A 13,114-nucleotide genomic window follows, 5' to 3' on the forward strand; every position below is an offset into this window, starting at 1 on the left:
GACGCCCCTAGGCTGGACGGGGCCGCCGTCGTCCCGTCACTTCCCTTCATCCTCCCCCCTGAACTAAGCCCAGGAGCACTGTTGAGCACTCCCCCCAGGGCCGGCGCACGCCCCGGTTACCGTCCCGGGTTCAAGTACGTCCTGATGCTGGGCGCCCTCGCGGCGCTTCCGGCCGTCACGACGGACATGTACCTGCCGTCGCTGCCCACCGTCGCGTCGGAGCTGAACACCAGCCAAGCGGCAGCGCAGTTCACGATGTCCGGCACGCTCATTGGCGCCGCCGTCGGACAGCTCGTCATTGGCCCGTTCTCCGACCGGTTTGGCCGCCGCCTGCCGCTGCTGATCGGCATTAGCCTCCACGTCATCGTGTCCCTGCTCTGCGCCGTCGCGCCGGACATCGGTACGCTCATTGGACTGCGGATCCTGCAGGGTTTCTTCAACGCCGCCGCCGGGGTGGTGGCGATCGCCGTCATCCGGGACCGCTTTGTTGGTTCGGACGCCGCCCGGCTGCTGTCGCGGCTGATGCTGGTCATTGGACTGGCCCTGCTGCTGGCGCCCACGATCGGCCAGGCAGTGGCGGGTATCTGGCAGTGGCGGGCCGTGTTCGTGGCCCTGGCCCTGATTGGACTGGTGCTCGTGGTGATCGTTTGGCGGTTCATGCCCGAAACGCTGCCCGCGGACCGGCGGCACCGCAGCGGAGGAGCCGGTGCCTTCCGCGGCTACGGGGTGCTGCTGCGGGACCGGCATTTCCTGGCCCTGGCTTTCATTCCCGGCCTGGGCATGGCCGTCATCATGAGCTACGTGGTAGGTTCCCCGTTCGTGTTCCAGGACGAATACGGCCTGACCCCCGGGCAGTACGCCTTGGTTTTCGCCATCAACGGCGCCGGCATGGTTCTCTCCGCGCAGGCCAACGCCGCCCTGGTCCACCGGTCCTCGCCTACGCGCATCATGCGTGTCACCGTCCCCGTACTGCTGGGGCTGTCCCTGCTGCTTCCGGTTCTTATCGTCACCGGGCTCGGCGGAGTGTTCGGCCTGGCTGCGGGCCTGTGGCTGGTGCTGGGCATGCACGGCCTGATCGCCGCGAACGCCACCGTGAGCGCACTGGGCAACTACGGCCACATGGCCGGTTCCGCAGCGGCCCTGATCGGTGCCCTGCAGGTGGGCGTTGCCGGCGTCGTCAGTCCGCTGGTGGGGGTGTTTGGCGGCGGGGCGCTGGCCATGTCCGGCGTGATCATCGGCTGCTGCCTGGCGATGATGCTCATCCTGGCCGTCGCCACGCCGGCCTACCGCCGCGGCGGCGTTGCCAAGCTGGACGGCCCTGCCGCTTCGCAGGAACCCGAGGCTGCGGCCGGCGCCGCTGCCGAGGCGGAGCTGCCTGAGCGGTAGGGCCGCCGCCGGCGCGGTCGAGTGTCTGGATCGTGTCCCACCGCCCCGCCGAGTGTCGGGATCATTCCCCACCGCTCCGCCGAGTGTCGGGATCATGCCCCACCGCCCCGCCGAGTGTCGAGATCATTCCCCACCGCCCCGCCGAGTGTCGAGATTTTGCACCAAATCGCGAGTTTTTCCGGCATGAGCTCGACACTGGAACGGGCTAAGGGCCACCGTCCCGTCACTCGATGCGCCTCGCTCCCGAGCCCTCGATACGCCGGCCGCTTGAAGTCCGGTGCGGCGAAGAATGACCGGCACTGTGCCGCGGCTACACTGTGACGTGGCTATCACCGCCGCGGCGCCGGTGACGCCCGGCCGATATCGAACGCCCGGCGTCAACCGGACGGCTCCGGCGCAAAGGATTCCAGAGACAGGACACTTTCCGCATGTATTCCGATCTGCCCGCTGACCAGCTCGAGCGATACGCCAGCAGCCAAACCCGGCCGGAGGACTTCACCGGGTTCTGGACGGAAACCCTGGAAGAGGCCCGCTCCCATCCGCTCAATCTGCGGGTCACCGCAGAGCCCACGGTGCTGGAAGCGGTTGACGTCTACGACGTCGTGTTCGCCGGCTGGAACGGGGAACCGGTGCACGCCTGGCTGCGGGTGCCGCACGGCGCCGCCGGGCCGCTGCCCTGTGTGGTGGAATACGTCGGTTACGGCGGAGGGCGCGGCGAGGCCCACGAAAACCTGCTGTGGGCCGGCGCCGGTTTCGCGCACCTACACATGGACACGCGCGGCCAGGGCGCAACCTGGAGCAAAGGCGCGACGCCGGACGGCGCCGGCAGCGCCGGCCCGCAGGTCCCCGGCGTCATGACCCGCGGCATCCTGGATCCGCAGACCTATTATTACCGCCGGCTGTTCACCGATGCCGTCCGCGCGGTTCAGGCGGCGCGCGAGCTCGCCGTCGTCGACCCGGGCCGGGTGGCCGTGACCGGCATCAGCCAGGGCGGCGGCGTCGCCCTGGCCGCGGCGGCCCTCTGCCCGGATCTGCGGGCAGCCGTGGTGCGGGTACCGTTCCTCACCGATTTCCCCCGTGCCCTGCAAATCACCGACGCCTACCCCTACCGGGAAGTCCGGGACTTCCTCGCCGTCCACCGCACCGAAGCGGCGCGGGCGCAGCAGACCCTGCGCTACTTCGACGGCGTCAACTTCGCCGCGCAGGCCACGGTCCCGGCTCTGTTCACGGCCGGATTGATGGATGCGACCACTCCTCCGTCCACCGTGTACGCCGCCTACAACGCTTACGCCGGGCCCAAGCAGATCACCGCATGGCCGTTCAACGGGCACGAGGGCGGAGGTTCCGAGGACGACGTCGCCGCCGTCCGCTTCCTGCGCGACATGACGGCCGGGATTCGCACCGAGGAAGAGTCAGAGGCCACGGCCGCGGCCGGCTCGGTGGTTGCCGGTTAACTGAGCGCGCAGCAGGTGGGCGGCTGGCCGGTGGTTAGGCTGTATCGAACTAGCCGATGGCGAAGGAAACTGCGACGAGGGCGGCCAGGACCACGGCCCGGACCGCTACCGCCCTCCTGCCGGGTTCCTTCTTCGGTTTCTTCCTCAGCTGCTTCCGCGGCTTCGTCCGGAGCGGGCCGGTATTCCCGGGTTCCGCAGTGCCCGGTTCCACGCCGTCGTCTTCCGGATCCGGAAAATCCAGTAGCCCCGCATGGGAGGGCAGCTGCGGCCAGCGGATGACCGTTCCGGCAACTGCGGCGGCCAGAGCCGCCATGGCCAGCACCCACAGCAGGATGGTGCCGGTGTTCCATGTCACCACGAGGCGGAAAAAGACGGCGACGGCGGCTGCGTCCAGCACGCTCGAAAGCAGTGCCATCCGGCTGATGCCGGCATCCCGCCCACCCAAATTCCACGCGGACCGGGCCACGGCCAGGCAGGTCACCACGAGAACTCCGGCAAGCAGCCAGGAAATTAGGGAAACTGCCATTACAAGCCCTCCTTCAGCAGGGTCAGAGCGGCTTCTTCCTGGCCGGAACTCACGTTGGAGAAGATCAGCGCTGCCCGGCCGGCGCCGCGGTCCAGCGCCGCCATCGCAGCGAACCCTCCGGTCTGGCCGTTGTGCCAGGTCGCGGCCCGGGCCGGTGGTTCGGACGGGGCCTGGGTGAACCAGGCCAGGCCCACCCGTTCGCCGTCGTCGCCGGAGTCCCACTGCGGATTCAGGGCTTTGGCGCCGGGGGCGGTGCCATCCAGCAGCGCCTGGGCGTAAGTAGCCATGTCGGCGGCAGTGGACCGGATGCCGCCGGCCGGAGCGGTACCGTTGGCGGTCCAGGCCGCCTGGCCCAGCCCGGCGGCACTGCGGCCGGCCGGAGCGCCGGGGCGCAGGTTGTCCACCGTCACCGGCGCATAGGTATCCGTCATATCCAGCGGGCCCAGGATGCGCTGCTGCAGCAGTTCGGCGTAACTCGTGCCGGCAGCCTTTGCGAGGAGCTGGCCCAGAAAGGCATAGCCGAGGTTCGAGTAGTCCACGCTGCCCCGCCCGCCCACCGGGGCGGACTGCGCCCGCTCCAGGATCTCGGCCGGTGAGGCCGTGTACGGGTCGCGGTGCAGATAGGTTCCCAGCAGGGCGGAGACCATGGAGGCGGGATCCGGAGCAAGCCGGGGAAGCCCGGAGCGGTGACTCGCCAGCTCCGCCAGGGTGACGGTGCCAATCTCCGCGTCCGGGTCGGCCAGATCGGGTCCCATAATGTCCGCGACGGTCGTCTCCAGGGTAAGTTCGCCCCGGTCGACGGCGTCCGCCAGGAGCGCGGCCGTGAAGGTCTTGGAGATCGAGCCAATTTCGAACTCGGTCTGCTCATCGGCGCCGAACCCGGCGAACCGGGCCTCGCCGCCCTCCAGGTAAACCACGCTGACTCTGTCCGCGGGATTCTTCAGCAGGGGGCGGACGGCTTCGGCCAGTGCGGTGTCACCGGAGACGTCCGGCGACAGCCGCGGAGTCCACGGTGCCGCCAGCAGTCCGCAGGCCAGAACAGCCGCGGCGGCCAGGATTCCTGCAACCCTGCGTCGTTGAATTCCCATGTCAGGCACCTCCGGTTGCAGCGGTCAGAATGGCCAGCAGCGGAATAACCCGGGCCGGCGGTATTTGGTAGCGGGAGCGGGCATGCGGGGCGAGCCACCCCGCGGCAGTCAACTGGTGCACGTGATGGTAGATCTGCCCGGAGGTCCCGGATTCCAGCTCCTCCACCAATCCGGCCACTGTCTCGGTTCCGCCGAGCACCGCGCGAAGGATCGTCAGCCGGACCGGGTGGCTCAGGGCGGCCAGGGAGTCGGCGAACCGGGCCCAGTCGACGTCGAGCAGGTGCTCGGTTTCCAATCCGTACTGGTACTCATAACGGGCACCGGCCGCGGTAGCGGCGGTCCCTGCGAAAAGGACCGCCCCGGGGTCCGGATACCGGTCCCGCATTCCGTTGAGCGCCCAAAACACATCGGCCTCGTCTACTGCCGGTGCCGGCGCCGTTTCCCGGCTTTGCTGTTCCAGGGCGGCGACGCGCTCTTCGAGCTCCCGCAGCCGGTTCTCAGTGGAAGTCATGCCTCAGAATTACGGATTCTCGGACCAATTACAAGTATTTCGTAAATATTCCGGAATCGCTAGAGATCCACGTCGGTCGTGCCGCTCAGAGCCCGCCTCGCCCCGCCGAGAGTAGACATCGTGCCGCTTCGGTGCACCGAGTGTAGACATCCTGCCGCTTCGTTGCACCGAGTGTAGACATCGTGCCGCTTCGTTGCACCGAGTGTAGACATCGTGCCGCTTTCACACGGGCTAAATCAACCGGTTAGTGCAACGCGGGTTTAGGCTGCTGCAGGTTGCAGCAGCTCAGCAAGTTTCTGAGCCGGTGTCGCCAGCCCGAGGGTCGGGCGGGGCCGCCGGTTCAAGGAGTCCTGGACCTTGCGCAGATCGGCTTTGGTATACACGCTCAAATCCGTATCCTTCTCGAACCAGTGCCGCAGTAATCGGTTCGTGTTCTCGTTCGTTCCGCGTTGCCAAGGCGAATGCGGATCACAGAAATAGACCGGCGCCCCGAGCTCTGCAGTGATCTGCCTGTGCTTGACCATTTCCGAGCCCCGGTCCCAGGTCACCGTGCGCAGCAGGTCCGCCGGCAGGTGCTTCATCGCCGCGATCATGGCCTCCGCGACCGCTTCGGAGGTATGCCGTTCGGGAAGGTGCAGCAGGATCGTGAATCTGGTCGAGCGTTCCACCAGCGTGCCGATCGCTGAGCGGGAGCCGGTTCCGACGATCAGGTCCCCTTCCCAATGCCCCGGCACTGCCCGGTCTTCGGCCTCGGCCGGGCGCTGGCTGATCGTGAACGCGTCAGAGAAGAGCTTGCCGCGCCCGGTGGTGTGATCGGTGGTCAACGGTTTGCGGCGGGCCCGCTTTAGGCTCAGGGTGCGGTAAAGGTCCTTGCGGAGCTGGCCCCGGGTTTGAACGTAAAGGCACTGGTAGATCGTTTCGTGGCTGACCTGCATGCTCTTATCATCGGGGAAGTCCTTGGCCAGGACCAACGAAATGAGTTTTGGGCTCCAGCCCTGATCCATCCATTGCGTGATCTGGGTGCAGAGTCCCGGGTTGTCTATGAGTTTGAACGGTTTGGGCCGGTCGGCGCGGATATGGGCGCGGGAGTGCGCCATCCCTGCGTGGTAGATCCCGTTGGCGTTGAGGTTGCGTCTGATTTCCCGGCAGATCACGGATTTGTCCCGGCCAATCATGCGCCCGATCTCGGCTTGGCTTTTACCGGCCCGCAGTCCGCACATGATCTCGATCCGTTCGTCCAGGTTTAGCCGGCGTCCCGGGCCGCCGGGTCTATTCGACGGGCCAGGTCTTGCCAGTCCGCCACCACCGGGTCTTTGAACTAGTTTCATTGCACCAGCATCACGCCACCAGTTCCTTGCTCCCATCGCTGACACGCCCATGAGCTCGCACGCTCTGGTCAGGGAGACGCCGGAACAGATCAGGTCGTAAAACCGGTCCTTGAAATCTTGGCTGAAGGGGTAACCGCTGGGCATCGCATCGCTCCTGTATTTTCAGAGCGTTGCATTGACCATATGACTCTGCCACGCGGAATCCCGCATCAGCCCGACACTCGACGGAGCGAAGAGACGTTATCCCGACACTCGATGTCGGCGCTGAGGCGTTTGCACGCATCGGTGCGCCGAGTGTCGACATCGTGCCGCTTCGGTGCACCGAGTGTAGACATCCTGCCGCTTTCACACGCGGAATCCCGCATCAGCCCGACAATGGACGGAGCGAAGGAACGTTATCCCGACACTCGGCCACGCGCAGACCGCGCCTGGGCCCGGGGAACCAGCACACCAAACCCCACAAACGCGGCGGTCCAGAGAACCAGTCCGACCACCAGGAACGTCCCCACTATGGCCAAGTAGTCCGAAGCCGTCCGCGTCGGAAACCAGCCGCTGAGAAAGAGCAGCGGCAGGACAGTGCCCACCATCAGGGCAAAGTGAACCACCGTTTGCCGAAGAAGCGTCCACTTCTCCACGTCATAGAGCACGGATGCCGCCGACACCACCCCGAAGATGAGCGCGGCGAACAGCGTGCTCCGCCCGTCCGCCGTCTGCCCCTGCGCATAAAGCGCAGCAGAGATCCCCGACATGATGACGAGCGGAATTCCGCCTCTTAGTGCTGCCTGCCCCCAGAGCTTCATGCGCCCAACCTACCGGCCGGAACACGCACCCTGCCGCATCCGGGAGTCACCGCGCCGTCGCGGCGGCCCGCCGGTAACGCTGCAGCACGTCCGGGGCGGCAACAGCCTCCACCACGGTTTCGCTCGCCGCCGTCCACTCCGGCCATCCACCCGTGAGAACGGCCGCAGCCTGCCGGGCGGCGCCGTCGGCCACGTATTCCCCCGGAGACGGCACGGTTACGGGAAGGCCAAACACTGCGGAGACGGCCTGCTGCATCGCTTCGGAGCGGGCGGCGCCACCGACCAGGATCACGCGCCGCGCCTCGATGCCCAGGTCCTGCAGCGCCTGCAGCCCGTCCGCCAGCGAACAGGCCACGCCTTCGACGGCGGCGCGGGCCAGGTTTGCCGGCGTGAAGTTCGCCAGGGTCATGCCCTGCAGTGACCCGGTTGCCTCGGGAAGGTTCGGGGTCCGCTCCCCCTCGAAATACGGCACCATGCTCAGCCCGCCGGCGCCGGCCGGTGCGCTGAGCGCCAGCCGGGTCAGCTCCGAAAGATCCACGGAGAGCAGTGCGGCGGTGGCGTCCAGGACCCGCGAGGCGTTGAGCGTGGCCGCCAGCGGCAGGAAATGCCCGGTGGCATCGGCAAATCCGGCCACCAGGCCGGTGGCGTCTGCGGAGGGATCCTCCGTCACCGCAAACACGGTGCCGGAGGTCCCCACGGAAACGATTACGTCGCCGACGCCGGCCCCCACACCCAGCGCGGCTCCGGCGTTGTCCCCGGTACCCGGAGCAATGACGGCGCCCGACGGCGTCCGCTGGTCCGCCTCCAGCGGCCCCAAAACCCGCGGCAGCAGCGGCACATGACCGAGGGTCTGTTCCAGCACGGCGGGAAGATACTCCCCGGTGGCCGGTGACCAGTAGCCGGTCCCGGACGCGTCCGAGCGGTCGGTGCGCAGCGCCTCAAGTCCGGCACGGCCGCTGCCCGGGCCGTATCCCGCCAGCCGCCAGCTCAGCCAGTCGTGCGGCAGGCAGACCGCCGCCGTGCGGGCAGCATTTTCCGGTTCGTTCTCCGCCAGCCAGCGCAGCTTGGCAGCGGTAATGGAGGCGACCGGAACGGTGCCGGTCTCCTCCGCCCAGTACCGGGCGCCGTCGGGTCCGGCGTCGGAAATCATCTTCGCGGCCGCTGCCGCCGACCGCACGTCGTTCCACAGCAGGGCCGGGCGGACCACGGCGCCGTCCTCATCCAGGCAGACCATGCCGTGCTGCTGGCCGGAGACCGCCACCGCGTCCACGTCGTCGAGTCCGCCGGCCGCCTGCAGCGCCTCCTGCAGGGCAGCCCACCAGACCTCCGGATCGATTTCGGTGCCGTTGGCGTGCCGGGCGGTGCCGGAACGGACCAGGGCGCCGGTGGCGGCGTCCCGGATCACCACTTTGCAGGATTGGGTGGAGCTGTCCACTCCGGCGACCAGTGCCATGGCGGTACCTTTCGTCGTTCGTCAAAGTTCGCGGTGCCGGACACCAGCGGCCCGGACACCAGGGGGCCGGACACCGCGACGCCGGGCCCGTGGCAACGGACCCGGCGGCAGGGCGGCAGCGCCTTAGCGGGCGCCCATGAGGTGTTCCAGCGCGAGCTGATTCAGCCGGACAAAACCGAAGGAGCGCCCGGCGGCCTTCTCGGCGTCGAAATCCTCGAAGGATGCCGTGTCCGCGAGGAAATCCGCGGTGCTTTCGCCGGCCGCCAGGGTGGGCTGCGCCAGTTCAAACACACCGGAGGTGGCCAGGGCTTCCTGGACCTCGGGGTCGGCGCGGAAAGCCAGGGCGCGTTCCTTGAGCAGCAGGTACATGGACATGTTGGCCTGCGCCGAGGCCCAGACGCCGTCGTAGCCTTCGGTGCGGGAGGGCTTGTAGTCGAAGTGCCGCGGGCCGTCGTACGCCGGACCGCCGTTGGGGAACCCGTTTTCCAGCAGGTCCACCGTGAAGAAGGCGCTGGTGAGGTCGCCGTGGCCGAACACCAGGTCCTGGTCGAATTTGATCGACTTCTGGCCGTTGAGGTCAATGTGGAAGAGCTTGCCGGCCCACAGCGCCTGGGCGATGCCGTGGTTGAAGTTCAGCCCGGCCATCTGCTCGTGGCCGGTCTCCGGGTTCAGGCCGACAATGTCGCCGTGCTCGAGTTCGTTGATGAAGGCCAGGGCATGGCCGACAGTGGGCAGGAAGATGTCGCCGCGGGGTTCGTTGGGCTTGGGCTCCAGCGCCAGGCGCAGGTTGTAACCCTTCTCCTTGACGTAGCCGGCGACGGTGTCAACGCCCTCCTTCATCCGGTCGTAGGCGGCGGCAAAATCCTTGGAACCGTCGTATTCGGAGCCCTCGCGTCCGCCCCACATGACGAAGGTTTCGGCACCCATTTCGGCGGCCAGGTCCATGTTGGCCATGACTTTGCGCAGCGCGAAGCGGCGGATGGAACGGTCGTTGGAGGTGAATCCTCCGTCCTTGAACACCGGATGGCTGAACAGGTTGGTGGTCACCATGGGAACCTTCAGGCCGGTCTCGGCCAGGGCTGCCTGGAAGTTCTTCAGGATCTGCTCCCGCTCGGATGCCGTGGCGTTGAACGGAATCAGGTCATTGTCGTGGAACGTGATGCCGTACGCCCCCAGGTCGGAGAGCCGGTGCACGGCCTCCACCGGGTCCAGGTCGGCGCGGGTGGGAACACCGAACGGGTCGTTGCCGGTCCAGCCCACAGTCCAGAGGCCAAAGGTAAAACGGTCGGATGGTGAGGGCGTCGTTGTCACAGTTCACTCCAAAAGCCGGTATTAGTTGGGAACAACAACTTATGGCGGTATGCACGTTCTGTCAATGGTTTTTTCCAACCCTTCTGCGCCCTGAAAGCGTTCTTCGTGGGATTCCTCATCCCTGACAACAAAACGGACCAAACGGCGGCGGACGGGGTTAGGCTGAGAAACCGGGCCGCTTGGCTGCTCCGGCAGCAGGCCCGGCCCGGACACCACCTCCAGCAGAAACGGCAGCAGCATGAGCACCGGCACTTCCTCCGGCACGGAGAGCATCCGCGCCCAAAATTTGTCACGGATCCTGACGCTGCTGCACCGCCGCGGACCGCTCTCCCGTGCCGACCTGACCCGGCTCTGCGGTTACAACCGTTCCACCGTGGGGGCCCTCGTGACCGAACTCGGCGAACTGGGACTTGCCTATGAAACTGATCCGCCGGCGCTCAAGCGGGTGGGACGGCCAAGCCCACTGGTCCACGCCAACGAACGCGTTGCCGCCATTGCGGTGCATCCCGACGTCGACGCCGTCACGGTGGGCGTGGTCGGGCTGGGCGGCACGGTGCACCGCCGGGTGCGCTACGATGCCGGGTCACCCCCCACGGTGTCCGACACGGTCAACATTTCCCGGGCGGTGGTCGAGGGCATGCAGACGGAACTGGCCGGCATGACCCGCGTCGCAGGGGTCGGAGCCGCCGTGCCCGGGCTGGTTAACAACACCGACGGCACCGTGCTGCTGGCACCGCACCTCAAATGGTCCGATGAGCCCCTCGCCGCGGCGCTCAGCGCCGGACTGGGCCTGGCGGCCCGCGCCGCGAATGACGCCAACCTCGGTTCGCTGGCCGAAAGCCTCTTCGGCGCCGCCGTGGGAGCGTCCGACGTCGTGTACCTCAACGGCAGTGCCAGCGGTATCGGCGGCGGCGCCGTGGTGGGTGGCGTACCGCTCCGCGGAGCCAGCGGATATGCCGGGGAACTCGGGCACACCGTCGTGACGCCCGGCGGGAGCCCCTGCCACTGCGGCCGCACCGGATGCCTGGAAACGGAGGTCAGCCTGGGCAGGCTGTTGGCCGTCCTGGGACTCGAACACGCCGACCAGGACCAGCTCGAAGCCGCCATGGTCCGGGACAGCTCCCCCGCCCTGATCGCCGAAACCCACCGGCAGCTGGACCTGCTTGCCGTGGCGCTGACCAATTTCGTGAACATTTTCAACCCGGGCATCATCGTGCTCGGCGGCTTCCTGGGCGTCCTGCACTCCTTCGCCCCGGGCCGGCTGGAGGCCGCCGTGGCCGCCGGCGCCATCGGCGGCCTGGGCAGCGGCGTGTCCATCCGCCGGGCGGCCCTCGGCACCGAGCTGCTGCTGGTGGGCGCGGCGGAACTGGTGTTCGCCGGGCTGCTGGCGGATCCGGCCTCGGTGGGCGCGCTGCCGGTGCCCGCGGCGGGCTGACCCCGGCTGCCCGGCGCAGTTGCCCGGCTCCCCGCTATGCGGGGCGAGCTTCCGGTCCCCGGTTGTACAGATAACGGGCTTCCGGTCCCCCGGTTGTACAGATAACGGGCTTCCGGTCCCCCGGTTGTACAGCTAACGGGCTTCCGGTCCCTCCGTTGTACAGCTAACGGGCTTCCGGTCCCTCCGTTGTACAGCTAACGGGCTTTCGGCCGCCGGATAGGCCCATTATCTGTACTACGGAGCCGCCCCCGCCTGGTCAGCGCCCACCGCCCAGTCCGCGCGAGGCCCGGCTGCACCGGTCGCCGCCCCGGCCGAGTCAGGCCCGCCGCCCGGTCCGGGCGAGGACCAGGCTGCACCGGTCTCCGCCGTCGGGAACCGAAACCGGCGGACCGAAGAGCCCGGGCGCGTAAGCCTGCTCCCCGAACATATCCATCGCGGCGTCCACGGCCTCCAGATCCGCGCCGGTGAGCCCGGCGTCCAGTCCCTGCGACACAGCCAGGTCCCAGCGGTGCACCACCAGATCGACCCCGTAAAACCCGGCAAGCCAACCGCCGACGGTATCCGGGCCTAACCAGCCGTCGAACTGCTTCCCGGCGATGGCGGAATCGGCCAGCAGCCCGGACACGAGCCGTTCGTGGCTGCGCCAGATTCGGCCGGGATCATCGCCGTCGGGCATCTGGCCGGCCAGGCCGTGCCCGGCCAGGAACTCCAGCTGGGTGGACACCACGTGGTCCACGATGTCCCGCGCCGCCCACTCAGCGCACGGGGTGGCAGCGTTCCAATCCCCGGTCCGGGCCACCACTGAGCTGAACGCATCCGCACGGGTGCGCCACATTTCCAAGGCTGTTTCCATGATTCCCTCCACGTTTGCGCCGGTCTGGGCTAGGTTTTCCTCAACCTATCCGGCGTTCGGACGGGTGTCTTGAACGAATCCGACAGTCACCAAGGTGCGTGCAATGTTCGACGACGGCGGCATCAGTGAGATTGGCCGGGGCCACCTCCGCGGTGCGGGCGACCGGTCGTTCACCATCTACCGCTACGACCCCGCGCCGCCATCACAGCAGTGGCTGCGGGTTTTCTGGATTCCGGTGTGGGAGGTCCCCGGGGGCGAAGTCCGGGAACAACGAATCCTCACCTATCCCGTGTGCCTGCTGAGCATCTCCGCGGAGTATGCGCGGCTGGTCGGGCCCAGGATGACGGCGGCCCGGGTGCCGCTGACGGGCAGCGGCTGGACGTTCGGGGTCATGCTCCGGCCCGGCGCCGGGCGGACACTGCTGGGCCGGGATGTCTCCGCACTAACGAACCGGCACCTGGACCTGGCGGAGATCCCGCTCCTGGCCGGGGTGGTATCCGGCATACGGACGCTCATGCGGGAGCAGCCGGGCCTTCCCGCGGCACACGCCGCGGCACGCGCCCTGCTGGAGGAGCGGTTCTCCCTGCTCGGCCCGGTCGACTCCGGGGCGGCACTGATCAACCGCGTGGTGGCCCGGGTGGAGGAAGACCCGGGCATCACCACGGTGGCTGCCCTCTGCGGCGCCTTCGGCCTGAAGGAGCGGACCCTGCAGCGGCTGTGCAGCCGGTACCTGGGCCTGACTCCCCGGTGGCTGATCCGTCAGCGGCGGCTGCAGGACGCCGGCCAGGCGCTGCGTTCCGGCGCGGGGTCGCTCAGCGCGATCGCGGCCGGCCTCGGATATGCGGACCAGGCACACTTTTCCCGCAACTTCCGCCGTGCCACCGGATGGACCCCCGGCGAGTTCGCGGAGCTGGCTAATCCGCTGGGCAACGGCGGGCGCGGTTAGGCTGCCCGTCCCCTTAGGTGCGT

General features: G+C 68.0%; 13 protein-coding genes. 4 read left to right on the forward strand and 9 right to left on the reverse strand.

Features of this window, described 5'->3' with window-relative positions:
- Positions 1–78 precede the first annotated feature (78 nt).
- Together OL239_RS16385 and OL239_RS16390 are read left to right on the forward strand one after the other, a co-directional pair.
- Positions 79–1,386, forward strand: a complete 1,308-nt coding sequence (locus OL239_RS16385) for a multidrug effflux MFS transporter (RefSeq protein WP_442864313.1) — start codon at positions 79–81, stop codon at positions 1,384–1,386.
- Between the two features lie 428 nt (positions 1,387–1,814).
- Positions 1,815–2,840 carry an acetylxylan esterase gene (locus OL239_RS16390; RefSeq protein WP_268909790.1) on the forward strand — a complete coding sequence of 342 codons (1,026 nt, stop codon included), beginning with the start codon at positions 1,815–1,817 and terminating at the stop codon, positions 2,838–2,840.
- A gap of 49 nt (positions 2,841–2,889) precedes the next feature.
- Here the strand turns inward: OL239_RS16390 and OL239_RS16395 are convergent, their stop codons facing one another.
- The 8 genes from OL239_RS16395 to OL239_RS16430 form a co-directional block, all read right to left on the reverse strand.
- Positions 2,890–3,366, reverse strand: coding sequence for a hypothetical protein (locus OL239_RS16395; protein ID WP_268909791.1), 477 nt, complete (start codon positions 3,364–3,366; stop codon positions 2,890–2,892).
- The gene (locus OL239_RS16400; RefSeq protein ID WP_268909792.1) at positions 3,366–4,454 is read right to left on the reverse strand and encodes a serine hydrolase domain-containing protein; all 1,089 of its coding nucleotides are present in this window, start codon (positions 4,452–4,454) and stop codon (positions 3,366–3,368) included. The genes OL239_RS16395 and OL239_RS16400 overlap by 1 nt, the downstream gene beginning before the upstream one ends.
- A gap of 1 nt (position 4,455) precedes the next feature.
- A complete protein-coding gene (locus OL239_RS16405; RefSeq protein WP_268909793.1) occupies positions 4,456–4,965 on the reverse strand; it encodes an ArsR/SmtB family transcription factor in 510 nt (169 codons plus the stop codon).
- A 260-nt stretch (positions 4,966–5,225) separates the two neighbouring features.
- On the reverse strand, positions 5,226–6,437 hold the full coding sequence (locus OL239_RS16410) for an IS30 family transposase (protein WP_268909794.1): 1,212 nt from the start codon (positions 6,435–6,437) through the stop codon (positions 5,226–5,228).
- 251 nt (positions 6,438–6,688) lie between these two features.
- The gene (locus tag OL239_RS16415; protein ID WP_268909795.1) at positions 6,689–7,093 is read right to left on the reverse strand and encodes a DUF3021 domain-containing protein; all 405 of its coding nucleotides are present in this window, start codon (positions 7,091–7,093) and stop codon (positions 6,689–6,691) included.
- A 46-nt stretch (positions 7,094–7,139) separates the two neighbouring features.
- Positions 7,140–8,546: a xylulokinase gene (locus OL239_RS16420; protein WP_268909796.1), complete on the reverse strand. Its 1,407-nt coding sequence runs from the start codon at positions 8,544–8,546 to the stop codon at positions 7,140–7,142.
- 123 nt (positions 8,547–8,669) lie between these two features.
- On the reverse strand, positions 8,670–9,857 hold the full coding sequence (gene xylA, locus OL239_RS16425; RefSeq protein ID WP_268909797.1) for a xylose isomerase: 1,188 nt from the start codon (positions 9,855–9,857) through the stop codon (positions 8,670–8,672).
- A 39-nt stretch (positions 9,858–9,896) separates the two neighbouring features.
- The gene (locus tag OL239_RS16430) at positions 9,897–10,103 is read right to left on the reverse strand and encodes a hypothetical protein (RefSeq protein WP_268909798.1); all 207 of its coding nucleotides are present in this window, start codon (positions 10,101–10,103) and stop codon (positions 9,897–9,899) included.
- Between OL239_RS16430 and OL239_RS16435 the strand changes: the two genes are divergently transcribed.
- The gene (locus OL239_RS16435; protein WP_268909799.1) at positions 10,096–11,292 is read left to right on the forward strand and encodes an ROK family transcriptional regulator; all 1,197 of its coding nucleotides are present in this window, start codon (positions 10,096–10,098) and stop codon (positions 11,290–11,292) included. The two genes, OL239_RS16430 and OL239_RS16435, sit on opposite strands and share 8 nt — an antisense overlap.
- A gap of 316 nt (positions 11,293–11,608) precedes the next feature.
- Here the strand turns inward: OL239_RS16435 and OL239_RS16440 are convergent, their stop codons facing one another.
- A complete protein-coding gene (locus OL239_RS16440) occupies positions 11,609–12,145 on the reverse strand; it encodes a TIGR03086 family protein (protein ID WP_268909800.1) in 537 nt (178 codons plus the stop codon).
- A 103-nt stretch (positions 12,146–12,248) separates the two neighbouring features.
- On the opposite strand from OL239_RS16440, the gene OL239_RS16445 reads away from it, so the two are divergent.
- Positions 12,249–13,091, forward strand: a complete 843-nt coding sequence (locus tag OL239_RS16445) for a helix-turn-helix domain-containing protein (RefSeq protein WP_268909801.1) — start codon at positions 12,249–12,251, stop codon at positions 13,089–13,091.
- Positions 13,092–13,114: the final 23 nt, after the last annotated feature.

It is taken from the genome of Arthrobacter sp. ATA002, assembly GCF_026898095.1.
Lineage (GTDB): Bacteria > Actinomycetota > Actinomycetes > Actinomycetales > Micrococcaceae > Arthrobacter_B.

Excerpts from the sequence above, each read along its gene's own strand:
- OL239_RS16420 (WP_268909796.1), bottom strand. The coding sequence starts at position 8,546 with ATGGCACTGGTCGCCGGAGTGGACAGCTCCACCCAATCCTGCAAAGTG.
- OL239_RS16440 (WP_268909800.1), bottom strand. The coding sequence starts at position 12,145 with ATGGAAACAGCCTTGGAAATGTGGCGCACCCGTGCGGATGCGTTCAGC.
- OL239_RS16445 (WP_268909801.1), top strand. The coding sequence starts at position 12,249 with ATGTTCGACGACGGCGGCATCAGTGAGATTGGCCGGGGCCACCTCCGC.
- OL239_RS16410 (WP_268909794.1), bottom strand. The coding sequence starts at position 6,437 with ATGCCCAGCGGTTACCCCTTCAGCCAAGATTTCAAGGACCGGTTTTAC.
- OL239_RS16390 (WP_268909790.1), top strand. The coding sequence starts at position 1,815 with ATGTATTCCGATCTGCCCGCTGACCAGCTCGAGCGATACGCCAGCAGC.
- OL239_RS16405 (WP_268909793.1), bottom strand. The coding sequence starts at position 4,965 with ATGACTTCCACTGAGAACCGGCTGCGGGAGCTCGAAGAGCGCGTCGCC.
- OL239_RS16415 (WP_268909795.1), bottom strand. The coding sequence starts at position 7,093 with ATGAAGCTCTGGGGGCAGGCAGCACTAAGAGGCGGAATTCCGCTCGTC.
- OL239_RS16400 (WP_268909792.1), bottom strand. The coding sequence starts at position 4,454 with ATGGGAATTCAACGACGCAGGGTTGCAGGAATCCTGGCCGCCGCGGCT.
- OL239_RS16435 (WP_268909799.1), top strand. The coding sequence starts at position 10,096 with ATGAGCACCGGCACTTCCTCCGGCACGGAGAGCATCCGCGCCCAAAAT.
- OL239_RS16395 (WP_268909791.1), bottom strand. The coding sequence starts at position 3,366 with ATGGCAGTTTCCCTAATTTCCTGGCTGCTTGCCGGAGTTCTCGTGGTG.